This window comes from Acaryochloris thomasi RCC1774 (assembly GCF_003231495.1).
Taxonomy (GTDB): Bacteria; Cyanobacteriota; Cyanobacteriia; order Thermosynechococcales; family Thermosynechococcaceae; genus RCC1774.
The window spans coordinates 36,267-59,169 of sequence record NZ_PQWO01000015.1 but is presented as its reverse complement, the minus strand read 5'-3'; the positions used below and the strand labels follow the sequence as shown (position 1 = coordinate 59,169).

Annotated in this window: 21 protein-coding genes and 1 other RNA gene; 9 read left to right on the top strand and 13 right to left on the bottom strand. The window is 51.5% G+C overall.

Going from position 1 to position 22,903, the window contains the following annotated elements; all coding sequences use genetic code 11:
* Positions 1–157 precede the first annotated feature (157 nt).
* Positions 158–451 carry a hypothetical protein gene (locus C1752_RS20100; RefSeq protein WP_110987849.1) on the bottom strand — a complete coding sequence of 98 codons (294 nt, stop codon included), beginning with the start codon at positions 449–451 and terminating at the stop codon, positions 158–160.
* A 108-nt stretch (positions 452–559) separates the two neighbouring features.
* Here C1752_RS20100 and C1752_RS20095 point away from each other — a divergent pair, with 108 nt between their 5' ends.
* The gene (locus tag C1752_RS20095; RefSeq protein ID WP_110987848.1) at positions 560–1,357 is read left to right on the top strand and encodes an ABC transporter permease; all 798 of its coding nucleotides are present in this window, start codon (positions 560–562) and stop codon (positions 1,355–1,357) included.
* Between the two features lie 550 nt (positions 1,358–1,907).
* Here the strand turns inward: C1752_RS20095 and C1752_RS20085 are convergent.
* Together C1752_RS20085 and C1752_RS20080 are read right to left on the bottom strand one after the other, a co-directional pair.
* Positions 1,908–3,593 carry a glycoside hydrolase family 13 protein gene (locus C1752_RS20085; RefSeq protein ID WP_110987846.1) on the bottom strand — a complete coding sequence of 562 codons (1,686 nt, stop codon included), beginning with the start codon at positions 3,591–3,593 and terminating at the stop codon, positions 1,908–1,910.
* A gap of 186 nt (positions 3,594–3,779) precedes the next feature.
* Positions 3,780–5,171, bottom strand: a complete 1,392-nt coding sequence (locus C1752_RS20080; protein WP_110987845.1) for an NAD-dependent malic enzyme — start codon at positions 5,169–5,171, stop codon at positions 3,780–3,782.
* 279 nt (positions 5,172–5,450) lie between these two features.
* Between C1752_RS20080 and C1752_RS20075 the strand changes: the two genes are divergently transcribed.
* Positions 5,451–6,182, top strand: a complete 732-nt coding sequence (locus C1752_RS20075) for a hypothetical protein (protein WP_110987844.1) — start codon at positions 5,451–5,453, stop codon at positions 6,180–6,182.
* A gap of 42 nt (positions 6,183–6,224) precedes the next feature.
* Positions 6,225–6,983, top strand: a complete 759-nt coding sequence (locus C1752_RS20070) for a flavodoxin family protein (RefSeq protein ID WP_110987843.1) — start codon at positions 6,225–6,227, stop codon at positions 6,981–6,983.
* A 62-nt stretch (positions 6,984–7,045) separates the two neighbouring features.
* On the opposite strand, the gene C1752_RS20065 is transcribed toward C1752_RS20070, so the two are convergent.
* A complete protein-coding gene (locus tag C1752_RS20065) occupies positions 7,046–7,951 on the bottom strand; it encodes a Tll0287-like domain-containing protein (RefSeq protein WP_110987842.1) in 906 nt (301 codons plus the stop codon).
* A 287-nt stretch (positions 7,952–8,238) separates the two neighbouring features.
* Here C1752_RS20065 and C1752_RS20060 point away from each other — a divergent pair, with 287 nt between their 5' ends.
* Both C1752_RS20060 and C1752_RS20055 read left to right on the top strand, forming a co-directional pair.
* On the top strand, positions 8,239–9,105 hold the full coding sequence (locus C1752_RS20060) for a phosphate/phosphite/phosphonate ABC transporter substrate-binding protein (protein WP_110987841.1): 867 nt from the start codon (positions 8,239–8,241) through the stop codon (positions 9,103–9,105).
* 9 nt (positions 9,106–9,114) lie between these two features.
* Positions 9,115–10,038: a GNAT family N-acetyltransferase gene (locus tag C1752_RS20055; RefSeq protein ID WP_110987840.1), complete on the top strand. Its 924-nt coding sequence runs from the start codon at positions 9,115–9,117 to the stop codon at positions 10,036–10,038.
* A 6-nt stretch (positions 10,039–10,044) separates the two neighbouring features.
* On the opposite strand, the gene C1752_RS20050 is transcribed toward C1752_RS20055, so the two are convergent.
* On the bottom strand, positions 10,045–10,539 hold the full coding sequence (locus tag C1752_RS20050; protein WP_110987839.1) for a pentapeptide repeat-containing protein: 495 nt from the start codon (positions 10,537–10,539) through the stop codon (positions 10,045–10,047).
* A gap of 233 nt (positions 10,540–10,772) precedes the next feature.
* Between C1752_RS20050 and C1752_RS20045 the strand changes: the two genes are divergently transcribed.
* Positions 10,773–12,449: a glycosyltransferase family 39 protein gene (locus tag C1752_RS20045; protein WP_110987838.1), complete on the top strand. Its 1,677-nt coding sequence runs from the start codon at positions 10,773–10,775 to the stop codon at positions 12,447–12,449.
* A gap of 15 nt (positions 12,450–12,464) precedes the next feature.
* Here the strand turns inward: C1752_RS20045 and C1752_RS20040 are convergent, their stop codons facing one another.
* The 4 genes from C1752_RS20040 to rnpB form a co-directional block, all read right to left on the bottom strand.
* Positions 12,465–14,288, bottom strand: a complete 1,824-nt coding sequence (locus tag C1752_RS20040; RefSeq protein ID WP_110987837.1) for a hypothetical protein — start codon at positions 14,286–14,288, stop codon at positions 12,465–12,467.
* Positions 14,289–14,300: 12 nt separating this feature from the next.
* The gene (locus tag C1752_RS20035; RefSeq protein WP_146242384.1) at positions 14,301–15,647 is read right to left on the bottom strand and encodes a sensor histidine kinase; all 1,347 of its coding nucleotides are present in this window, start codon (positions 15,645–15,647) and stop codon (positions 14,301–14,303) included.
* Positions 15,648–16,009: 362 nt separating this feature from the next.
* Positions 16,010–16,735, bottom strand: a complete 726-nt coding sequence (rnc, locus tag C1752_RS20030; RefSeq protein WP_110987835.1) for a ribonuclease III — start codon at positions 16,733–16,735, stop codon at positions 16,010–16,012.
* A 26-nt stretch (positions 16,736–16,761) separates the two neighbouring features.
* Positions 16,762–17,156: RNase P RNA component class A (gene rnpB / locus C1752_RS20025), an RNA gene on the bottom strand.
* Positions 17,157–17,337: 181 nt separating this feature from the next.
* Here rnpB and C1752_RS20020 point away from each other — a divergent pair.
* On the top strand, positions 17,338–18,756 hold the full coding sequence (locus C1752_RS20020) for a substrate-binding domain-containing protein (RefSeq protein WP_110987834.1): 1,419 nt from the start codon (positions 17,338–17,340) through the stop codon (positions 18,754–18,756).
* Here the strand turns inward: C1752_RS20020 and C1752_RS20015 are convergent.
* The 3 genes from C1752_RS20015 to C1752_RS20005 are packed head-to-tail and all read right to left on the bottom strand — an operon-like array spanning position 18,753 to position 20,198.
* Positions 18,753–19,085, bottom strand: a complete 333-nt coding sequence (locus tag C1752_RS20015; protein WP_110987833.1) for a DUF565 domain-containing protein — start codon at positions 19,083–19,085, stop codon at positions 18,753–18,755. The genes C1752_RS20020 and C1752_RS20015 overlap by 4 nt on opposite strands.
* Positions 19,086–19,106: 21 nt before the next feature.
* Positions 19,107–19,451, bottom strand: a complete 345-nt coding sequence (cutA, locus tag C1752_RS20010; RefSeq protein ID WP_110987832.1) for a divalent-cation tolerance protein CutA — start codon at positions 19,449–19,451, stop codon at positions 19,107–19,109.
* Positions 19,452–19,502: 51 nt separating this feature from the next.
* Complete coding sequence (locus tag C1752_RS20005; RefSeq protein WP_110987831.1) at positions 19,503–20,198, bottom strand: LuxR C-terminal-related transcriptional regulator; 696 nt, start codon at positions 20,196–20,198, stop codon at positions 19,503–19,505.
* A 101-nt stretch (positions 20,199–20,299) separates the two neighbouring features.
* Here C1752_RS20005 and C1752_RS20000 point away from each other — a divergent pair, with 101 nt between their 5' ends.
* Together C1752_RS20000 and C1752_RS19995 are read left to right on the top strand one after the other, a co-directional pair.
* Positions 20,300–20,992 (top strand): DJ-1/PfpI family protein, encoded by a 693-nt coding sequence (locus tag C1752_RS20000; protein WP_110987830.1) that lies wholly within the window; start codon positions 20,300–20,302, stop codon positions 20,990–20,992.
* Positions 20,993–21,033: 41 nt separating this feature from the next.
* Positions 21,034–22,095, top strand: coding sequence for an acyl-CoA dehydrogenase family protein (locus tag C1752_RS19995; protein ID WP_110987829.1), 1,062 nt, complete (start codon positions 21,034–21,036; stop codon positions 22,093–22,095).
* A 3-nt stretch (positions 22,096–22,098) separates the two neighbouring features.
* On the opposite strand, the gene C1752_RS19990 is transcribed toward C1752_RS19995, so the two are convergent.
* On the bottom strand, positions 22,099–22,857 hold the full coding sequence (locus C1752_RS19990; protein WP_110987828.1) for an aspartyl/asparaginyl beta-hydroxylase domain-containing protein: 759 nt from the start codon (positions 22,855–22,857) through the stop codon (positions 22,099–22,101).
* Positions 22,858–22,903 lie beyond the last annotated feature (46 nt).

The following is a 22,903-nucleotide window of genomic DNA, read 5'->3' as shown; positions in this document are numbered from 1 at the left end:
TTCTCGACTCAGGGTGCGACAGGGCAGGTTGTCTTTTTGCCTACAGGAGATCGAAACGGTCAGGCTGTTCTAGTTAGAATTCTCCCTAGTCAGCGGTCGGGTACGGGATTTGATTTTATGGCTTTTCAAACACAAGGTTCTCCTAAACCCTAGCGATTTATTCTGTCTTCCTTGTCTCCTCTCCTTGGTGCCAGTCGGGGCAAAGTGTGTTCTCTACTAGCCAGCCATAGGGGTAAATGCCGCAAATCAAAGTGACTCTGAATTCAGCCGTCCCGTAGGTTTTCCCGTGATAGTGACTGCAGCCGTGGCAGGTTGTTGAGCAACTAACGGTTTTGATCGGGAAGCCGATTTGCGATCGCAAGATCTGCCGCTGGCTCTGCCGCCCATGCCACCGACGATGAATCCTCTTAAAATGGCTTTGGTTTGCAAGCGAGAATGAATGCGATCCCATAACGGCTTTGCTCCTCAATACTCATTTATAGGCTAACGTTTTGCGAGAAGCGATATCTTAAAGAGAGCCACCAGAACATTGACCTAGTGACGAAGCGGTAGTGCCAGAATGCGACGATACTTTGAGGTTTTAAGACTCTTTTGGGCCACCGCAATCGCCGCCGAAATGGAATACCGCATCAACTTCGTCCTTGCCGCCTTCAGCAGCTTTGGCAGCCTCTTAGGAAGTCTATTTGGTCTTTCTCTCTTTTATCCTCAAGGTGCTGACAATAGTGTTGAAACCTTTCAGGGATGGTCATGGCCGGAGGCACTTTTGGTTCTGGGTCTCTTCACCCTTCTGCAGGGTATCTCTGCCACCTTTTTAGTCCCTAATCTCAACCGGATTGTACGCCATGTCCAGGAAGGAACGCTAGACTTTATTTTGCTCAAGCCGATCAGTAGTCAATTCTGGCTCTCAACCTATTCGATTTCACCTTGGGGCCTGCCTGACATTACCTTTGGATTACTTCTGATCGGCTATGCTGGCACTCGCCTAAGCCTGGGCCTCCCGCAATATCTGGGCAGCATTATTCCTGTCGCCTTGGGCGTGATCATTCTCTACAGCCTTTGGTTCATGCTAGGGGCCACAAGCATTTGGTTTGTGAAAATCTACAACGTCACAGAGGTGCTGCGTGGCTTAGTCGAAGCCGGACGCTATCCGATTGCGGCCTATCCCACGGCCTATCGTATCTTTTTCACATTTATTGTCCCGGTTACCTTTCTCACCACTGTTCCTGCCGAAGTGATGCTGCAGCGGACCAGTGGGGTTTGGTTGTTCGGTTCCTTCGGACTTGCCAGCCTATTATTTTTAATCGCCAACCGTTTCTGGAGATTTGCGCTCCGTTCCTACACCAGTGCCTCTAGCTAGCGGGGCAAGCCGCTCCAACACAATTCTGATCTGAAAACATCCCCGGCCAAGATTTCTCTTGGCGAATGCGAAGGGCTGCCTTTTTTGCATGGCAATCTAGCAAAACTCGCAGGCCAAGCAGCGTGATCATCAAAGTGCGTCCGAGAAGCTCGAAATTGCTTTTAGATATGTTTTTTATTTTAAATCATATTCTTGTCTCTTGCGTTTTTCTGCCACTGACTCAGATGCTTGCGGATGGGGCTGTTGTTGATGGAGGTCTGGCTAAACAGTGGCTCTTCTGAGCCACTGTTATACGTTGATAAACCACTCGATTGAGGCTAGCGAAGAGATGATGGGCGTCAATACTACGGCTAAAGAATTTGCTGAACAACGTTTGGGATTGTCAGCAGTCCGTGTGCAGACTGTAAAAGCCATGAATATAACGGGGAGGCACTACTGCCCCATTTGCGAGAGCAATGTACGCAGTTTTCTATCCTCTGGTTACCCGCTCCGCCCCAATGTTAAATGCCCGGTGTACCGTTCACTTTCAAGGCAAGTGATGGGCTGCAGCTTACTCTTTCCTAAGAACGTTGATCTCGAATGCCTGTAGGGTTTCAGGTAGGTCAATAAGTTTGCCAGCTTCTGTTTTGTTGGAGACAAGGACACGCCAATTCTCTCGTTCGACGGGTATATCCAGCTCAAATGGTTGTTCGTAGGCAAAGTTGATCATCACCAGAACCCTCTCCTGATCGGTCTCTCGGATGTAGGCCATATGCTCATAGGGATAGTGAATGAGAGTTCTCCATCTCCCCTGACGCAGGGCTTCACTCTGTTTCTGGCTCTGAATCAAGCTGCGGTAAAAGTGCCAGACCGAGTCGGGGTCAGCAATAGCCGCTTCCACGTTTACTTCTTGATAGTTGGGATGAACCGGTAGCCACGGTTCAACGTCTTTGCCAAAGCTAAATCCAGCATTGGCTGAATCATCCCACTGCATCGGCGTGCGAGCACCGTCGCGGTTAGGGGGAGCTTCTCCTGAAGGACTGTTGGTAACGGCCTTATCCTGTAGCTTCTCGGGCGGAATATCTTCAAAATCCACCATGCCTAACTCTTGGCCGTAGTACAGCACTGGAGTCCCGCGCATGGTTAATAGCAGCGTTGCAGCTGCCTTGGCAATTGCTTGGGGATTGGTGCAGAGTGCACATTCAATCCAGCGCGACAAATGCCGGGGGATATCGTGGTTGTCTAAGAAATAGGTGGGCCAAGCGCCCTCTGGTGTGATTCGCTCTTTCTTCTGAATTTCGCGCTGCAGATAGCCGGGATACCAGGGGCTGAACGGAAATTCAAAGGCGAAGGGTAAATGCAGTTCGTCGTTATTGATGCCGTAGAATGAGGTCGAATCATAGAGGCGGCTATCAATAAAGGTTTCGCCAATGAGGACGCGATCGTCATATTCATCGATCAGACTGCGAATCTCTCGGATGATTTGATGGTTCTCTGGCAGATCTTTGTCATAAAGGTGATGCTGATTGTGATACGCATTCTTGTCGGTGGCTCCGAACTTGACGGGGTTATCGCGGAAGTACTGATCTTTGCTATAGACGCTGGAGGCATCTAATCGAAATCCATCAATGCCCTTATCGAGCCAGTAGCGCAGGACGTCAAAAATAGCCGCTTTAACCTCAGGGTTGCGCCAGTTGAGGTCTGGCTGATTTTTATTGAAGATGTGGAAGTAATATTGTTCACGGGCTTCACAGTAGGTCCAGCCGGTGCCGCCAAAGTAGGATAGCCAGTTATTGGGGAGGCCATCTTTGTAGCCTGGATCTTGCCAGATATACCAGTCACTTTTATCGTTGTCTTTGCTCTTGCTCGATTCGATAAACCAAGGATGTTGGTTTGAGGAGTGGTTGAGCACCATATCCATGATGATACGGATGCCGCGCTGATGGGCTTCAGCAATCAGGGTCTCAAATTCAGCGAGTGTACCAAAGATGGGGCAGATGTTGCGATAGTCGGAAATATCGTAGCCGTTGTCGATCATCGGCGAGTCATTGACGGGCGAGAGCCAGATGGCGTCTATTCCCAGAGAGGTCTGGCTATCTAGATTGCCGTCATTGAGATAGTCCAATCGCCGAATGATGCCACTAATATCGCCGGTTCCATTGCCATTGCCGTCAGAAAAGGTGAGGGGATAAATCTGATAAATGACACCACTTTGCCACCAAGCTTGCGTTTGATCTTGGCTTTGTTGATTCCCCATGGATTTCCCTTTTAAATTGCAGGCTGATGTGAATTGCTACGTCAAACGTCCGCAGAGAACGTTAGAACACTGCTGTCACCCAATTATCTCAGCGAATGCCAGATTCAATGGCAGAAGTCCATTAGTCTCTTTTATTCTCTGATTGCTTGGAAGTTCCTTTATGAAGAGAGTCTGAATTTTTTGCCTTCAGCAGTGGCTAATGCCTTCTTGGCGGGCGGCTTGTTCTACGGCTGAGGCGACGGCTGTTGCGACCCGAGGGTCGAAAACGGAAGGGATAATATGCTCCCGGCAAAGCTGATCGCTGCCCACTAGGGTTGCGATCGCAAATGCCGCCTGCAGATGCATCGTCGTGGTGATCGCCTCGGCCCGACAGTTCAGTGCACCCCTAAACACGCCCGGAAACGCCAGCACATTATTAATCTGGTTCGGATAGTCACTGCGTCCTGTTGCCACCACCGCCACATCACCTTGAATCAACTCGGGCTGAATCTCAGGAATCGGATTCGCCATTGCAAACACAATTGGATCCTTGGCCATTGTCTGCACCATTTCTGGCGTGACGACGCCGGGAGCGCTGACGCCCAGAAATATGTCTGCATCTTGCATTGCGTCCGCCAGCGTTCCAGATGCTTCGCAGGCTAGGGTTTGCTTACGAGAATTGAGATCGGTGCGGTCTCGGCTCACGATTCCTTTGCGATCGCAAAGGCAAATGTTACTCGCTCCCGCCTTTTGCAAGAGCTGAGCAATCGCAATCCCGGCTGCACCGGCCCCATTAATGACAACCTTGACCTGCGTTATCGGCTTGTGGACCAGCTTCAGCGCATTGATCAGAGCCGCCAGCACCACAATGGCGGTCCCGTGCTGATCGTCGTGGAACACTGGAATCGTTAGCTCACGGCGCAGGCGCTCCTCAACCTCAAAGCAGCGCGGGGCACTAATATCTTCTAGATTGACGCCGCCGAAGACCGGTGCAATCTGCTTCACCGCAGCTACAATTTCATCGACATCTTGCGTCGCCAAGCAAACGGGAAAGGCATTGAGCTGTCCAAATTCCTGGAACAGCATGGCTTTCCCTTCCATGACCGGCAGCGCCGCCTCAGGACCAATGTTGCCGAGTCCGAGAACCGCGCTACCGTCGGTGACCACCGCTACGGTTTTACTTTTGATGGTTAAGCCATAAACTTGATCGGGATCTTCTGCGATCGCCATGCACACGCGCCCCACCCCTGGCGTATAGGCCATCGCCAGATCGTCTTGGCTGTGCAGGGGCTGCTTAGATGCGATCTCAATTTTCCCCCCTCGATGGAGATCAAACGTTCGGTCTGAGACCTCAAGAAACTGCACGTCTTCCAGAGCCTTGACCGCACAGACAATTTTCTCAGCATGCTCAGTGCTGCTAGCATCCACCATCAGCTCTCGAATTTGGGTCGTATGTGTCCGATCTAATAACTCAATGTGGCCGAGACTCCCGCCAGCATCGCCAATCGCTTGAAAGACCGTCGCTAGCATCCCGGCTCGGTTGGGAAGCTTAATGCGAATAGACACACTAAAGCTGGGGTTGGGCGTCAAATTAACCATGCGACTGTCAAAACGATAAAGGGATGGAGAGAGCTGAGTAGGACCTTACCTTTGCAAAGGACCAGTGCTCATTCTACCTGATCCTTTTCTGTCCACTGCTGAGCGTCTCCCTTACTGATTTGTTGTCTGGATCTTGATTCAATCTCAACAGTAGTGGTTGTAGACGCATCCCATCAAAAGTATGATTAGCAGGGCCCTGAGTCTTGAACAGATTCCAGTGCATTTATGGTGGGGCACGATCCGCAAAAGCACCCAACTCAAAATTAGAGGCAACACATCATGGCAGGCCCTGGTCTTTACTTAGCCGCTGGCTTGGCGTTGATTCACGCCTTTCTTTCAGAGCTCAACATTTGTGCCTTTATCCCTGAACGTAAGTGGCTCTCCTTTGCCGGTGGCGTCTCGATTGGCTATGTCTTTCTCGAAATCTTTCCAGAACTTAGCCGTGCCCAAGAAGAGCTCGAGCATTCTGCCATTCCTTTGGTCGCATACCTAGAAAATCACGTTTATATCGTCGCCCTTTTTGGTTTACTGGTCTTCTACGGTCTTGATATTTTGGCCATCAACTCTCGGCGATTGAACCGGGCTGCCGAAAAAACAGACCGTACCAGTCCCTCCATTTTTTGGCTCCATCTGATTGCCTTTGCGGGGCTGAACGTGATTTTTAGCTATTTGCTTCAGGATATGGCAGACCACAGCTTGCTGCGCTGCATTTTGTACTTTATCGCCGTGGCTCTGCACTTTTTCGTGATTGACCACGGCTTTCGAGAACACCACAAAAGACCCTATGACCGCTACGGACGGTGGTTATTAACGGCCGCAATTGTTGTGGGTGCGATCGCAGGTCAAGCGATTCACCTCAACGAGGCCGCAATTGCAATTGTTTGGTCTTTCCTTGCCGGGAGCCTCATTCTCAATATATTGACGCGAGAGCTGCCAGACGAACGAGAGAGCAGCTTTGGGGCTTTTGTTAGCGGAATTGCTCTCTATACCGGGCTACTGTTGCTGATTTAACACTCGTGAACACGATGCTATCTAACGAAGGTATTTTCCTCCATGTCTGAACAACTGACAAAAATTACCGATCACCAGTGCCAAAACGCTCCAGCTCAATACAACGATCTCAAAGCCCTGTTCCTCAATTGCACCCTCAATCGCACACCGGTTTTATCCCATACCCGTGGCGTCATTGACATTGCCAAAACTATATTTGAAGCCAATGGCGTTCAAACAAAAGTTATCCGGCCCGTGGACTACGAAATTCCAGCAGGCTTGGGTTTAGATATGTCTCAAACAGATGAATGGGACAGAGATGACTGGCCCCAGATTCAAGCAGAAGTTGATGCCACCGATATTTTGGTTTTATGTACTTCAGTTTGGTTAGGCGAGAAAAGCTCTGTGTGTAACCGAGTACTGGAGCGAATGTACGGGTATACGCATCTGCTCAACGCTAAAGGCCAGTACCGCGATTACGGCAAGGTTGGAGCCACCTTGATTACCGGAAATGAAGATGGAGTGAAACACTGTGCCATGAACATTCTGTTTTCCCTCTCTCACATTGGCTATACAATTCCGCCCCAAGTGGATGCTGGATGGTTGGGAGAGGTGGGTCCAGGGCCATCCTATTTAGATCCAGGGTCGGGTGGTCCAGAGAATGATTTCACCAATCGAAACACTACTTTCTTGGCTTGGAACTGTCTGCACATGGCTCGTCTATTAAAAGACAGCGGCGGCATTCCGGCCCACGGAAACTTGCCAGATGCCTGGGATGCAGGTTGTAAAACGGACTTCAAAAACCCTGAGCATAAACGATAGAAGCCCACTTCTGTGATGGTGGCGCTGTAATGCAGCGCCACCGCCCGTGATGACCGCCTGAGTCATGCAGGCGGATTCTTTTTGAGCATGTTCATTGCCATTTCCATACTCACCTTCAGGCGATTGACAGAAGAGGCTAAGACGCCAATCTCATCGTTGGCCTGATGCTCGTAGTCCGTGTTGAGGTTGCCTGTACTGACCTCCCGTGACCAAACGGCCATTTCTTTGATGGGAGACACCACCGCAAACTTTAAAAACAGGTTGAGGGCAATCACCGCGATTAAGAAGCCGATGGTAAGAATTCCAATGACGAGTACCTGTAGCTTGCGGGCGTCCGCTAACACTCTCCCTGCAGGTACTGAAATCGTCTGGGCACCCACAATTTCATTGAGCTGCCAGCCAAAGCCATTCTCCCGACCGTAGGTTGCCAGTTGACTCTTGGGAGCCGCCTCAGGTGTGCTGTGACAGCGCAGGCAGCTTTCTTTCTTAATTTCTATCGGTCGAGCCACGTAGTATAGGTTCCCGCTCTGTAGGGAGCGAAACCCTGACTTCGTTTTAAGATCGGGATTTTTGCGAAAGTCTTCGACAATCGCTGTCTCGAATTTGTCAGCTTTATCACGGAGGTTAGTGGGATTGAGGGTCGCTTCTTTATAGAAGAAATCTGTGTAGGCATCACGCTGGCGCAGATATTCAAATACTTCCCGAGCCGAGTACCCCGGTACGGTCTGGGGTAAAAACTGATCTTCTTGCTCCAAACGATCTGCTAGTTCTGGATTCACCTGTAGGCGGGTATAGTCCCGAACTGAGTCCATCGTTTCGATCAGCACCAGTGCTTTGCGAGTGACCTCTTGTTCCGCATTGCTTTGCAGGACGGTGGATAAAATAAAACCATTGACTGTCACAATCACTAAAAAGGTAATGAGCAGGATGAGATTGAGCTTCATCCCTAACTTTAGGTTTTTCAGCATGTCTGATTCTTTTCTGGTCCTGCGCTAGGACAGTCCTCAATATCGGAATACCAATATTTCTCGAAGAGATTTTCCCAATTATATGGCACAGATATTGTCTTTCCTTGGCTTCTTCTTGATTCTACGAATCATTAATCTCAGACGGTAACGCTAACGGGCTCTTGCTCACGGATAGCATCCGTGAGCAATTCTTAACTTTATAGCTGATTCGGTAATTGGCAAGAAGCGTTCAGGCTAAACTAGCTGGGGTATGAGTGCTTGGATTATGTCAATTTATTTGTAGAGTTATGCCGTCCCGCCGTCTTTTCTTGTCTTGCTCGTTGATTTTGATGGCGTTTTTGGCCGGTTGCGGTCCGACGACGGATTCAGGAACGAAGAGGCGGCTCACTATCGGCGTTGTTAGCTACGGAGAAGGGCAGCGTTCCCTAGAGCAGTTCGAGGGGCTCAAGAATCATCTTGGAACCAGTCTCAAAAGTTTGATTGAGCTAGAGCCAGCGTTGAACGAACGGCAGGCGATTCAGCAAATTGAGCGCAATAGCTGGGATTTAGTCTTTGCACCACCGGGCTTGGCTGCCCTTGCCATTTCTCAGGAACAGTACCTCCCTCTGCTATCAAGAACGGGAGGGACGAAAGAAAGATCGATTGTTGTGGTTCCCGATAACAGCCCAGCCCAATCGCTGGAAGATTTAGCAAGCAAGCCATTAGCGTTAGGGCAAGAGGGCTCTGCCACAGGGTATTATTTGCCACTGTACAATCTCTACGGTCTGACAATGTCAGAGGTAAGCTTGGCTGCAACGCCCAAGGGTGTTCTACAGCTTTTAGACAGCGGCAGCGCTTTTGCTGGGGCTCTGTCAGTGGCCGAGCTAGAAAAATATCGCTCTGAGTTTAGCGGTACAAAATTCCGTGTATTGTTTCGAGATTCCCATGCTGTGCCAGCCGGTTCTGTCTTGGTCGGTCCAACGGTGGATCGTAATTTGCAAGAAGAGATTCGCACGGCTCTAGAGTCAGCCGGAGCGCCAGTGGCCGCAGCAGCAGGCTATGCTGCCAATTCAGAGCCACCCGACTACAGCTATTTAATTAAGGTGGTTAAGCGAGTACGGCCGATTGCGGAGCGCATTAAAGAGAAGCCAGCACCTCTCTACGAGAGTGAATAAGGTGCGGTTGTGACCAACACATTGTTGATTCGAGACGTTCAAGCTTCTGATCTGCCGGAGATTGCCTGTCTCTTTTATGAGACTGTGCATCACGTCAATGCTCAAGACTACAGTGCTGAGCAGCTAAAGGCCTGGGCACCGAGGGTCTATGAGTCGTCTTACTGGGAAGAACGATTTAGAGATATTCAGCAGGTCTATGTTGCCGAAAACCAAGGCCAAGTTGTGGGGTTCGCCGAGCTTGAAAGCACGGGGCATATTGGCTGTTTCTATGTCCATCATCAAAGGCAGCGGTGTGGTGTGGGTGCTCAGTTGATGGTGCAGATTGAGACGGATGCGAAGTCTCAGAACCTTTTGCGTCTGTTCTCAGAGGTCAGCCTTACGGCGCGTCTCTTTTTCGAGCGTCAGGGATTTAAGATTGAACGCCAACAGGAACGTCTGTACCGTGGCGTACGGTTTAAGCAATTTTTGATGGCTAAGCGACTTGCCGACTCAGAGAATTTGAGTGGACTGGAGACTGACTTACGGAGGCGGCTTACGGAGGTTTTGACTGGAGATGGGTTAGACCGTTGTGCCGCACTTCAGTGGGTAAGCGAAACTGATCACCCTTGGTCTGTGTGCGTATGGAACTTCCAAACGTCTAAACTGCTGACGGTGGATCAGCTCTTATCCCTGACGGAACATGCATTGGATGTGTCGGTGAGGGAAGTTGATTTTTTAACGTTTTTTGAGTCGGCGACCCGCCATCAAGACTGGCACGGAGAAGAAGAAGTTGCGATCGCAACTCAATACCGTCACCTCGTCCAGTTCTTACAGGCTGAATTGCTCAATCTCCAGGTTTTCAAAGTGGGCGAGCAAGCGCTAGATATTTATGTTGTGGGCCACACCCGCGACCAGCAACTCGTCGGCATCACCACCAAAGCCATCGAAACTTGAGCGTCCTTATCGGCACTCTAAAGATTCGCGGGTAGACACCCCCGTGACCGGATTAACGCCGTCTGCCACTTCGCAGAGGGCGATGACCTGCTCTTTATCAATGATGGAGCCACTGAAGTCCGCACCGGTGATATCAGCATCCCGTAAGCTGCACTGCAGAAACGTCGACTCTAGGAGAATCGCGTTCCGAAAATCGGCCTCAATAAAGCTTGTGAGATAGGCAAACCCGTAGGATAAATTAGCTTCTTCAAAGTTAGCCTTAGATAGGTTAGAAGCATTGAAGACCACTCCTTCGAGCTTGGTCTTGCTGAAGTTGGCTCCTGAGAGTCGGGCCTCGGCAAATTCGGCTTCCTGTAGGTTTCGACCAGAGAAATCATTACCAGAGACCTTGAGGTCATCATTGGCGCGGGTGGCGGCAGAGCTAGCAGCAAAGGCCGGTGAGGGGAGTAGCAGCAGTAGTGCTAAGACAGCGCTGAGCAAGCCAGTAAAAATCCGTGACATAGGTGTTGATACAGTAGCGTGAACAATCTTTAAAGTGGAGCGTAGAAGATGTCTACCCCAGAAATTAATCATAAACTGAGCCGGTGGCCTCTGAGAGTTTGGATAAACTTTGGGGTAACGACCGTTCTCAATATAAGAGAAATAAAGGAGTTGTGAGTCTAAGCATTGCAGCATCATTTATCGGAAATGTATCAGGTGAAGAATAACTCACAGGGGCAGAAGGCTTGAAACGTTTGCCTCAGAACTTTGTATGGCTAGTGCTTATCGTTCTTCTCGGTGCGATTCTCCGGTTCTGGAATTTGGACCTCAAGCCACTGTGGCTTGATGAAACCATTACAGCTCTGTTTAGCCTCGGCCATACCTACAGCGAAGTTCCCCTAGGGCAGGTCCAGCCTTTAGCAGATCTCTTTAGGCTATTCCAGTGGCAGCCTGCTTCTTGTATTGCGATCTCTGCGGCGATTCGAGCGCAGTCCACCCATCCACCTCTCTTTTTTTGCTGGCTGCATCAGTGGCTCGGCTGGGTTGATCGCTTTGATATGAGCTTGGCTTGGAAGTTGCGATCTCTTCCTGCTTTCCTCGGCATCCTTGCTATCCCTGCTGTCTATCGCCTCAACCGTGTGGCTTTCTCTCCCTCTGCGGGTCTGGCTGCCGCTACGCTGATGGCTGTGTCGCCCTTTGCCGTTTATCTTTCTCAAGAGGCCCGCCACTATACATTGCCGATGCTGCTGATCATCCTGTCGCTGGTGGGATTGGTGCTGATGCTGCAGGATCTGTGTGAGCGTCAGGCTATCAACCTGGGCGTTTGGATGGGCTGGAGCCTCTTGAATGGGCTGGGTCTGTACACCCATTATTTTTTTGCCCTGGCCGCGACGGCTCAGGTCCTGACGCTGTTAAGTCTGAGCTGGATGTATCGCGCTAGACTGCCCCGGCGAGTTTGGGGTGTGATTGGACTTGCGATCGCAACCATCTTGCTTATCGATGCTCCTCTCTTGCCTCAATTCTTCGAGCATCTACAGCGTCCCGCCACCGACTGGCTCAACCTAACAACCGCAGGATTGAATCGATGGACTCCGCTTCTGCGCTTCACTGCGAGTCTGGTCATTATGACCGTTATTTTTCCCGTTGAGCAACAGCCTTTGGGCATCACCATTGTCAGCGGTTTGGCGATCCTCTCCTTAACGGCAGGGTTAGGCTGGCGTGTTTTTCGCGGCCTTCAGCGACTCTGGCGAAGTGCGGCTACCCATTTTTCACTCCTTCTTCTAGCTCATCTCTTGGGTTGGCTCCTGCTTGAATATTTTATTGTCGTCTACGGCCTTGGCAAAGATCTGACCCTAGCCTTCCGCTACAACTTCATGCTTTATCCCCTTGTGTGTGCCTTGATCGGTGCTGGCTTGACGGCTCCATCCGACCTGGAATGGAAGCGTAGTCAACCTGCTAATTTTCAAGCTCGTGCTCAAGGGATACGGCGCGACCTACCCTTGGTTACGCTGGTGGGGTTACTGAGTTCTGCTTGTGTCGTCTCTGGACTCGCGTTTTTAAAGCCATTTCAGCCTCAACAGATTGTGCAGCGGCTGCAGACAAGCACCCCAATCTTAGTGACCCAAACCTATGAAAACTGGCAGTCTGTAGCTTTTGGGCTCAGCATAGCCGTGAATAGTCCTGCAACACAGCAGAGCACCTGGCTTTTCCAGTCGTCACCCATCATGATCGACATTGAAGAACAGGCTCAAGCGCCTCTGATCTGGTTGTTTAGCGATCTTACAGACCAGAAGCCTCTTCCTTCGGCTCTAAAAATCAGTTCTTCCCCGACAAAACTCACTACAAACTGTCCTGCTGTGGGGGAGCAGCATCAGGCGATGAACGTTAGGTATCAGTCCTATCGCTGCATTCCCCAAAAACCTACGAGATAGACCTAGTCACTTAACTTAGCCGTAGTAGACAGTCCCTGAAACCCCTGAGACCTGTTCTTGCTGCTGGCGGCTGTTGAAACTCACCACCGCTGCCGGAGGCAGACCTCCCCAAGTCAAAAGCTGCTCAATTAAATCTTGCTGAACACCTGATCGAGACGCTGCAAAATGTCGGTTTTGTCCCAGCCGTAGACGATGAATTACGTCCTGAACCTTCAGATAGGTGTGTGAACGATAACGAACGGCTCCCGAGCGATCTGCGATCACTAGCCCCCGAGAAATAGCATTCGCAATATCGTGGGTCGTCACACCCTGCTTAATAGTGACAGAGGCCGCATCTAGGTCAGCATCGTAGGCCAGTTGAGTCAGAGCGACGATTGTCGTATCAGAAATCCCCGATCCTTGCGCGGCCGCACTCCAATTTTCTCCTAGGCGCAGCCGTCGAATAACGTTCTGAACCTTGAGGTAGGTGGAAGAGCGATAGGGAACGTCACCCACTCGATTGGCGACCACTAATCCGCGCGACAGCACATTGGCAAGCTCTTGGTTGGCTGCGATATCAGCAAGTCGACTGGCTGTATCATTGACTGCACCCACTGCAGGCTGAGGTGGCACAGCGGTCACGATAGGGGCAGGACTCGCCGCAAGAGGAGACTGAGTGGAAGGCGCTGACTCAACAACAGATGTAGGAGCTGATCCCTCAGGTGCTGCCGCCGGAGCTGCTTGTTCAACCGTATCTGCCCCAGTACTCTTTAACCCGAGTTTCCTTAAGTTAACTCCCGCGACCGTTGCATAGCGGGCTGTCGAAGACTTAGGCCGCAATGCATCAAGGAGTGACTCTTCCGGCTCAGCCCCAGGCGATGATACTGCGACGGTGCCGCTCGAACGAGATGGCAAGCGCTGGGCAGCGGCCTGACGGCGAGAGGCTGCTTGCAGAGCGGCAGCTTGTTGACGTTCGCGAAGTGACTGACGCCGGGACGCCGCCTGTAGAGCTAGTGCCTGCTGGCGCTCTTGATCGGCCTGTCCAGAAGGTGCCTGACCCGGCTTCTGAGGCTGGCGTTTCAAGGAAGGCTGAGTTTTGGGCAGTACCTTCGGTGGAGCAAAGCCAGTGAGAGGACCGTTGGAGACAGAGTTAGAGTTCTTGCTGGGAGAGTTCTGGGACTGCGCCGCAGTAAATACTGGAGTAGATGGTCGCATCTTGAGGAAAAACAGCCCTAAAAAAGCTGCTGCGAGGCTACCCGCAACAATGCCACCCTTGAGGAGTCTCTGACGATAGTCTTGCAGAGACTGAAGGTCACTGGCGCATTCATCTTTCTCTAGGGGAACAGCGTAGTCTGCACCCAGAGACGGAACAAACAGGCTCAACGGTTCATCCTGTTTAAGAGCCGCAAAGCTCTCCTCCTGGATGTCTTGAGGGATAGAAACGCCCGGACGAGCTGCAGAATAACCGCTCAAAGTCTGCAAACTTAGAGAGGCGAGCTGGGGAGGTGTACCTTGGGGTTTTACTAGCTTGACAGGCCCTTGCTGAAGGCACCCAAAGATAGACTTTAAGACATCTGCTGTTAGAGGCTCTTCCAGGTGGTAGCAAAGAAATAGAGGCACATAGCCCTGGTCAACATTCTCGTTAAATACCCAGCCAAAGAAACTATCCTGGGGCGTGACTTGATGAACATAGGCCGCCTGATATCGAGCCTCATAGGGATTAGATGGATCCCAGTACTGTTCTACAATCCTTTCCATGAAAGTATTCTGGACGTCTGGCGATACGCGATCGCCCGCCAACAACTGCAGTCCAGAACTCTGAAAACTCGTATAGACGAGTTGATTCAAATGCAAGGTCATCATTACCTCAGTTTATCCCCTAAGGGGCTGATCTGCTGTCCTTCTTCTATCTAAGGGAATGGCCGTCATCTCAAATTGTTCCACACTTGCCTTAGCAAGCGGGAGCCGCACTCGGAAACAACTCCCCACTCCAATGCGGCTGCTCACGGTAATTTTCCCATTATGCTGCTGCGCAATCGCTTGAGCAATCGATAACCCCAACCCCACACCGCCATCTCGACGGTTTCTTGCTCTGTCAGTCCGCCACAGTCGCCGAAAGACAGACCGAATCTGGCTAGGGGCAATGCCGATACCTGTATCTTCAAAAGTGATAAACACAGATTTGACTGATTTTTCCATTCTTACCTTAACAGATCCACCTGCGGGAGTATACTGCAGGGCATTATCTAGTAAGTTTGAAAATAAGCGAGTCAGCTTAGCCTCATCCCCGAGGATGGTCACGTCTGGAATCAAAACCGATTCAAAAGTGATTGTTTTGCTTTGAGCCTGAGGTTCTAGAAGCGTCAACAGACCCTGCAGAATCTTGTAAATAGAGGTTTGAGTTTCTTTTGATGTGTCTTGCGTGTCGGCTGCGACCTCAGACCGAGCCAGAAACAGCAGATCTTCAACTAGGGTGATCATTTGATCTGTGGCGCTAGAAATGGCAGATATCTTTCTAGTGTTTTTGGGGTGAATTCTCTCTGGGTGCTTCATGAGCACGTCGAGTGAGAATTTGATGGCGGTCAGCGGGCTACGAAGTTCGTGGGAGGCATCAGCTGTAAACTGCTTGAGTTTTTTATAGCTCCGCTGAGTTGGCTCTAAGGTGCGGTGGGCGAGCAACATCCCCCCCAAGCTACTCAAGCTGAGGGCGACGAGACCACCAATGCCGAGCCCTAAGCGTAATTGTCTAATCAGTCGTTCAACTCTGTGGGTTGACTCTGTTGCTAGTACATAGCCTTCAATCTGCCCAGCATTGGTAGCAGAGGGGACGGCTAAAAGTACAGAACGGGTATTGGGACTGAGAATGATTGAGCGACCGGGATTTGCGCCTGTATCTGGGGGCAAGTCAACAAATACTGTTCCTTGATCTAGTAGAGATATTTTGCGGTCGTTGTACCAGGTCAAACCTTGCTGATCGCGGTGCAGCAGACGGGGCCACTGCATCTCTTGGCGAAGGAGGGCGTCCTGCCCCTCAGATTTTAAGGCCACTAGGCTCGGCCGGCCGGACTCAGCTAATGTTGTGAGACGGGCATCTAGTTGCGCATTGACGACGTGGACAAATCGCAAATAAATAGCCAGGGCCGATGTTCCGAGAATGGCTGTCATGACAAGCCAATAAGTTGCAAGTAAACGCCAGCCTAAGTCTTTAAATACCGTCATCAAAAAGTTATAGGAAGAACGAGAACAAAATGTGTCCCAGAGAATCTCCAAGCACCGTTTCTTTTTGGATTTTCAGAAGATAATAAGCGATTGTACTTACCATATCGTTTTCAAGGTCATTTCGTCATTGAGTTCCACCATAACGAACAGAATAGGGATTGAGGTGTGACTTTAGTTTGGCCCTGAATTCCTCTTTATTGAAAGGGCTTGAGTATTTGGGACTGCAGAAAAAGATGGGCGGGGGTTGCTTCGCTTTCAGGCTTACCTTCCTTGAGGTGTAAGGTTTGTTGAGAGAATTAAATTAGGTGAGCAAGCCACGGGGAGAGGCACACAGTCGTTCGTGGATTGATCTTTCTCGATATTCATGTTGCTGAGAGCTGCAGAAAAGCTATTTCTGCGGCAGCTTTTTCCGCCGCCTTGATGCTACGACCGGTCCCGCTGGCTAAGCAGTTGCCTTGAACCCAAACTTCTGCAGCAAAACGCTGATCTTCATCAACAGCTTTTTGGGGCTGATAGGTGTCCTGCACACGATACTCTGGCAAAATACCGTAGTGAGCTTGGGTCCACTGTTGGAGGGCTGCTTTGTAGTTCTGATAAGTCGGGTCAGCTCGAACAACAGCGGCTTGCTGCTGCAGTTTTGGCACGAGCCAAGGTTCGATTAACGAGAGATCTTCGGTGCTGAGATAAAGGGCGCCCAATAGTGCTTCGAAGGCATCCGCTAAACGGGAAGCTTCGCCTCTGGGGTCGCCCATTGCGCTAGGCCCGATGGTGAGAAAGTTCTTGAGTCCGTAGGTTCGGGCGAGATCTGCAAGGGCACGATCGCTCACTAAGGCAGAGCGGACCGCAGACCAGTCACCGACCTGGTTTGATCGATTGTGTGCCCAAAGGATTTTTGCCATCAATAGTCGAATGACTGCATCGCCAACGAACTCAAGCTGCTCGTAGTTAGCGGTTGATGAGGCCGTGGGATGGGTGAGGGCGAGGTCAAGCAGTGCCCACTGCACAGCGGTTGAATCAGTCAAGCCAAGGCGAGAGATTAAGGTCTGAAGCTGTCGCTGTCGGCTGGGATTAGTGAATGTGGAGGACATGAGGAAGCATTGCTAACCTGCGGGGGTGAAAGAGCAGGACATAAGCCGGGTTCTGTTCTCCTAGCGGTGTTCGGTCCAGATTGGCCGTTCACTAGGGGGCGGTTATCTATCTGGGTCATTTGTTGCCAAATGCCTCAAGCGGCCTCTAAAGCTGGAACTGGAAAAAGACCAACCTGGCTCCATCTGCCTTGCTCCCCACCGGGGTTTACCGAGCCAACGCCTCTCGACGTTGCTGGTGCGCTCTTACCGCACCCTTGCACCCTTACCTGTGCGTGACCTGCACGCCATCGGCGGTATGTTTCTGTGGCACTCTCCTCACGGTCACCCGCACTGGGCGTTACCCAGCAAGTCTGGTCTTTCGGGAGCCCGGACTTTCCTCAAATCTACCGTCGGCAAATTTGCAACCACCTGCGCCTACTCTTTCGCTCCTTATCTTAGCTTGGTGGTCGTTGATTTTTGCTCCTAAAATGTTCTGAGGGGGGGCAAAATGCCCACTCAACTAGACGGCTCTGGCATCGACTGAGACAATGGACTCGATTTCCTTCGGCACTTTTGTTGGGGAGGCTTCGGTCTAGCGGCGAGTGGTTCATGAGGTCAAAACGATGTTGTACAAGTCTCCACTAAAGTTTGCATGGGCAGTTTTGATTGCTTCGACAACTGTTTCTAGCCCTGTTTTGGCTCAGGTGCTGGCTCAGTCGGCATCAACGGCACTTCCGGCGGGAACTCAGCTCAAAATTGGCGATTCTAGCCAAATGGCTCCGATCAACCAGGCGATCAAGCAATCCTTTGAAAACCAATACCCTAATGCCAAGCTTGCGATCGCAACTGGAGATGCTGCGGCTGATGTTGGTGCGGTACTGGCTGGGACGCTTGATTTAGCTTCTATTAGCCGACCGCTGACGCAGGATGAGCGACGTCAGGGGCTGGTACAGCTACCGGTGGCTCGGGAGAAAATCGCGATTGTGATCGGCACTGAGAATCCTTTTCAAGGCAGTTTGACTATTGAGCAGGTTAATCAGATTACGACGGGTGAGGTGACTGACTGGAAGCAGGTGGGGGGAAAGCCTGGACCGATTCGCGTGGTTCAACGTCCGCCGACGGGTAATGCGGCGCAGGCACTGCAGCGGTATCCTGATCTGCGGACGACGCTGGCGGGTCAGGAGGGAAATCAGCCGCCGGTGACGATTGATGGGTTGGCGGCGGCTTTGGGTAAAGATGGCCTCAGTTTCGCCCTTGTTAGTGAACTGGTGGGCCGTGACAGTAGTATTCAAGCCCTGTCAATGTATGGTAAGTGGCCGGCAGATGAGAAGTATCCTTTTTCGCAGCCGTTCACCTATGTCTACAAGCAAGAGCCGAGTCCCGCCGTTCAGACATTTTTGGATTTTGTGTCAGAGAAGACGGGGCAGCAAGCGGTTGTAGATGCGATCGCAACTCCCAAAGCCTTTGTTACCGCGTCTGCACCCACTCAGTCAGCCCCACAGCAACCGGAGAATAGCCCGCCACCATCGGACTCGACTAATGAGCCCATCAATACGGCTCAGGCACCGGTTAAGCCAGAGGATGCTGGACTCGGCCAGATTGACTGGCTACCGCTGGTGCTGTCTCTTTTGGGCTTAGGTCTACTGGCCTTGGCTGTGATGAGAGCCACTGCGGCCCGCCAAAAACAGCAGAGCGTTCCGAAACCAGCTCCTGACTACGTCAACCGCGTTAAAACGGAGATGTCGCCCCCTACAGAGCCGGAGGCTGACGCCGATGCCCTCGATTTCAAAGTGGCGGGTCTTGACCTAGAGACAGACGACAGCCCCGTAGCAGAGCTGGACATTTCACCTCAAGAAGCGCGGCGACAGGAGTATATTGTTCCTGAGTTTGCGGAGTTTAACACCCAGGTTCAGGCTGCGACTACCCAGATTCAAGATGAGGATTCTCAAGATATTGCCCCTTTGTCAGAGGCTGACACCCAGCTTCAAGATGATGACGCCACGACCCTGCAGCCTCCTCAAAAGCCTGAAGAACAGGACTAGCTACCCAGAATAAAGGCAATCACGAATAGGCCGTACATGACCCCAATCTTGAGGGCATTGAGCGCTTCTCCCCACAGGGACTTACGTGCTTTGAAGGCATTGCCGTAGAATAGCCAGCTTACAAACTCTGAGACAAACAGCAGCAGAGCCGCTACGGTGATATCCCAGTAGGCGAGTTGGCCAGCAACGGCAGCTAGGGAGAGCCCCAGATAGACGCCAAACAGTAGGGTAATCAGCAACAGAGCAATCCGTCGCCAAGGGTTGCGGAGTTCTTGGGCAATCTGGCGGCCAAGACTGTCGATCAGGGTGTTAAGGCGAGTGTTTTGCATGGGCAATGATGCTCAATACGGTCATGAAACGGGCTTCACCTGGGCTGTAATCCATGAGAGATAGGGCTGGGTTCCGGCACTGAGGGGAACGGCAATAATTTCAGGGATGTCGTAGGGGTGGAGGGCCAAGATCCGCGTCTCTAGGTCTGGAAAATGACTCAGCTCGGTTTTGATCAAGAGCTGCCACTCTTCATCTTTTTGGAGTTGGTTATCCCAGGTGTAAATGGAGGTGACGGGCATTAGACTGATGCAGGCGGCTAGCTTCTCTTGGACTAATGGAGTTGCGATCGCATCTGCCACTTCTCTCGACGGAGCCGTGACCAGCACAAGGCCATAGTTTGATGCATCTAGGTCAGCGTGAGCCATGTCTCAACAGGCGGGCTAAAACTATGCCCCATCATACAGGGTGTCTTCGGCTCATTGTTTCGGCTGACTCAGCTTGGCGACCAGCTCAGCCCGAGCTGAAACCTCAAGCTTACGGAACATGCGCTTGAGGGACTGCTTGACTGTATTTTGGGTAATCCATAGTTCAGCGCCAATTTGTGCATTGGTTAGCCCTTTGGCCACAAGATCTGCAATCTGCTGTTCCCGAGTTGTGAGGCCATGGCGAGCGAGGAGAGGGGGTGAACGCAGGCTAGCAAGCTTTAATGAAATATGCGTACAAACAGCGCTGAGCTTGGCAATATCAACGCCATTGAAAGCAGGTTTTCCCTGTCCACGGGCGAAGTGAAGAGTGCCTGTGAGTTGCCCCTGACCCAGAACCGGTCCCGTCATAATGTGTTCATGATCGTACTCAGAACAGCAAAGACGGTAGAGCTGGCTCTGCTTCCAGCCTCCTGGTGGTAGGACGAGCTGCTCGTGGGCAGGTGCGTGATATTTCTGGACGTACTGGAGAACTGGATCGACGGCTCGCCCTACCTGCTCATAGCGGTCAACGAAGGCTTCTGACACGCCGTGAACGTCTGAGCTGGCAAACATTTTCTGGTCGTTGAAGAGATAAATACCCCACCGGTCAGCCTGGAAATGATCATCAATGTGATCCATGAATCTTGATCGTAGAACTGGCTCGGTTGGAGCGGTTGCGATCGCATCAAATAAGCCGTGCAGATTCATCGATAAAAACCACAAAAGAGTACCCACTTGAGGACTATTGGCATCGCCAGCCCCCCTCTAGCATAGTTGGATATTGCTTGACCCAGAAGAACCACAAACCTATGCAGCAAACCCAAATTGGCTTTTTGATTTATCCAGACGTGATTCAGCTTGATGTGACGGCGGCCTATCAGGTGCTGGCCTTCCCGCCTCAAACCAGCCTCCATCTAATTGCGAAAACCACGGCACCTCTCAAGAGCAATGAAGGACTCATCCTCCAGCCTACCGTTACCCTAGATGATTGCCCGCCGCTAGATGTCATTTGTGTGCCGGGGGGTGGACTGGGGCAGCTCAAGGTGATTCAGGATCCTGATTGTCTGGATTTTTTGCGCCACCAGAGTACTACATCTCAATACGTAACGAGCGTTTGTACGGGTTCTCTGATCTTGGCTGCAGCAGGTCTTTTGCAAGGGTATCGCGCCACTACCCATTACCTGTTTCGCGATCAGTTGGCTTTGCTGGGAGTAGAGGTTGTACCGGAGCGCGTGGTGATTGACCGCAATCGAGTAACCGGCGCTGGCGTTACCTCGGGACTGGACTTTGGCCTGACGCTGCTCAGCTTACTTTATGGTGAAACAACGGCTCAGATGGCTCAGTTGATGATGGAGTACAGTCCAAAGCCGCCGTTTGCAGGTACACCGGAAACGGCAGCACCTGAGGCGGTAGCGGCTTTGATGCAAGCTGGTCAGCCTCTAATGGAAGCGTTTCTGAAGCAAACGCAGGCTACTGCAATCCAATTGAAACAGGCAACTTAAGCGGATCGGCTACCCTATGAGCAGATAGTTCTCAGGTGCAAATGTCCGAACGGCTGAAACAGACCCAAGCTTATTTGCAGGCTAAGATTGCGCCCCAAGCGGCAGAACTAGATCGTGATCCACAGCGTTTGGCTCAGGCCGTTAAAGACTTGGGTAATGAGCATCTCCTGGGGCTGCGAGTGGACCCGAAGTGGGGTGGTCAAGGCCTCAATTCTTTGGCGTTTCTGCAATTCCAGGAGTTAGTCAGCCGCTATTCAGGTGCTTTAGCCTTTCTGCAAACGCAGCATCAGAGCGCCGCCTCAATGCTGGCAGCGAGCCAAAATGAAGCGCTCAAGCAGCAATATCTCTCGGAGATGGTTAGCGGTAAGCTACTCATGGGCGTCGGCTTCTCGCAACTTAGGCGTCAAGGTGTCCCTGTACTTAAAGCCGTTCCTAGTGAAACCGGCTATCAGCTCTATGGAGAAGTGCCCTGGATTACGGGCTTTGGCTGCTTCCAGCAGTTTATTGTTGGGGCTACTTTGCCCAATGGTGAATCTTTGTTCGGACTGATGCCCTTCGAGGCCCAGACTCAAGTGCAGGGGGGCCGTCTTTGTCTGAGTGAGCCGCTTCAGTTGGCGGTTATGGAGTCAACTCAAACTGTAGAGGCCACTGTGCGGGACTGGTACCTGCCCCAGACGCACGTCCTTTCAATCCAGCCTGCTAGATGGATCCACGAAAAAGATCGGCGGAATGTTCTGCAGCATAGCTTCTTTGCGTTGGGCTGCGCCCAGGCCGGTCTAGATATTGTGGCTGCAGCACAGGCGAACCTGCCAGATTTTGTGGAGAGGGGTTTGCGATCGCAACTCCACACCCTAGACATCTGCCGTCAGGCCATCTACCAAGCTCATCTAGAACCCGAGTCGTCGTTTGAGCACAGATTAGCCCTCAGGGCTGAAGCTATTGACATGGCTGTCCGCTGTGCCCACATGGCCGTCATTGTCTCGCGGGGAGCCGCCAATTATCGAGATCATCCAGCCCAGCGCGTTTACCGAGAAGCCCTAGCCTTCACCGTGTTTGGTCAAACCACTGCTGTTATGGAAGCAACGCTCCAAAAAATCGTTTAGGGGCTAGCCCACTGGCGTCAGCGGCTTCTTCTCTTCTTGCTTTGAAGCCTCAAACCGCTTCTCCCAGCTTTGATGATTTGCCTTCGCCGTTTGTACCAGCGGCGAAAATCGCAGCCCCTGCGATACCAACCCATTCACCAACGACAACGGGAACCGCAGCGGCCTCGCAATATCTACAAATAACACCACCCGATAGCCATCGGTATCATTACGAACCTGGTGCATGAACGTATCGTCAAAAATCAGGCTCTTACCTTCTTCCCAGTGCCTCTTATGACCATCCACCATAATCCAGCAGTTTTCACGCGGCTCCGGTACCCGCAGCGCCAAATGATAGCGAATGATCCCCTTGTGCTTACCGTAATGCTCAGGAATGTGCTTCCCCGGCGCCAAAATCGAAAAGAAGGCCGTCTTTAGCCCCGGAATTTGCTTGAGGCGCTTCCACGTTTCAGGACACTGCTCACAGTTCTTCTCTGCTGTGAACCCAAACGCATGAAAATAAAAGGTTTTCCAGCCGTTATCTTGGGTGAGGCGCTGCTGGCGGGGCATGATGTCCTGAAAATTCGGTAGCTCCGATGCATAGGCCAACACCTGATCGAGTTCTGTCCGAATTACCTCCCAGTCGGCTTCTAGCTCATAGGACCAGGGAAACTGATCGTTTGTAAAAAAGACCGAGTCCCCCACTTTGGAATACTCAGGAACTGCATTGATGATGCCCTTCACAATCGGGCTATTAACTAGAACACGCACCCAATCAGTCATACTTCACTCCTCCTCTTCAGCTTTCCACCATAGCCTATGAACTGGC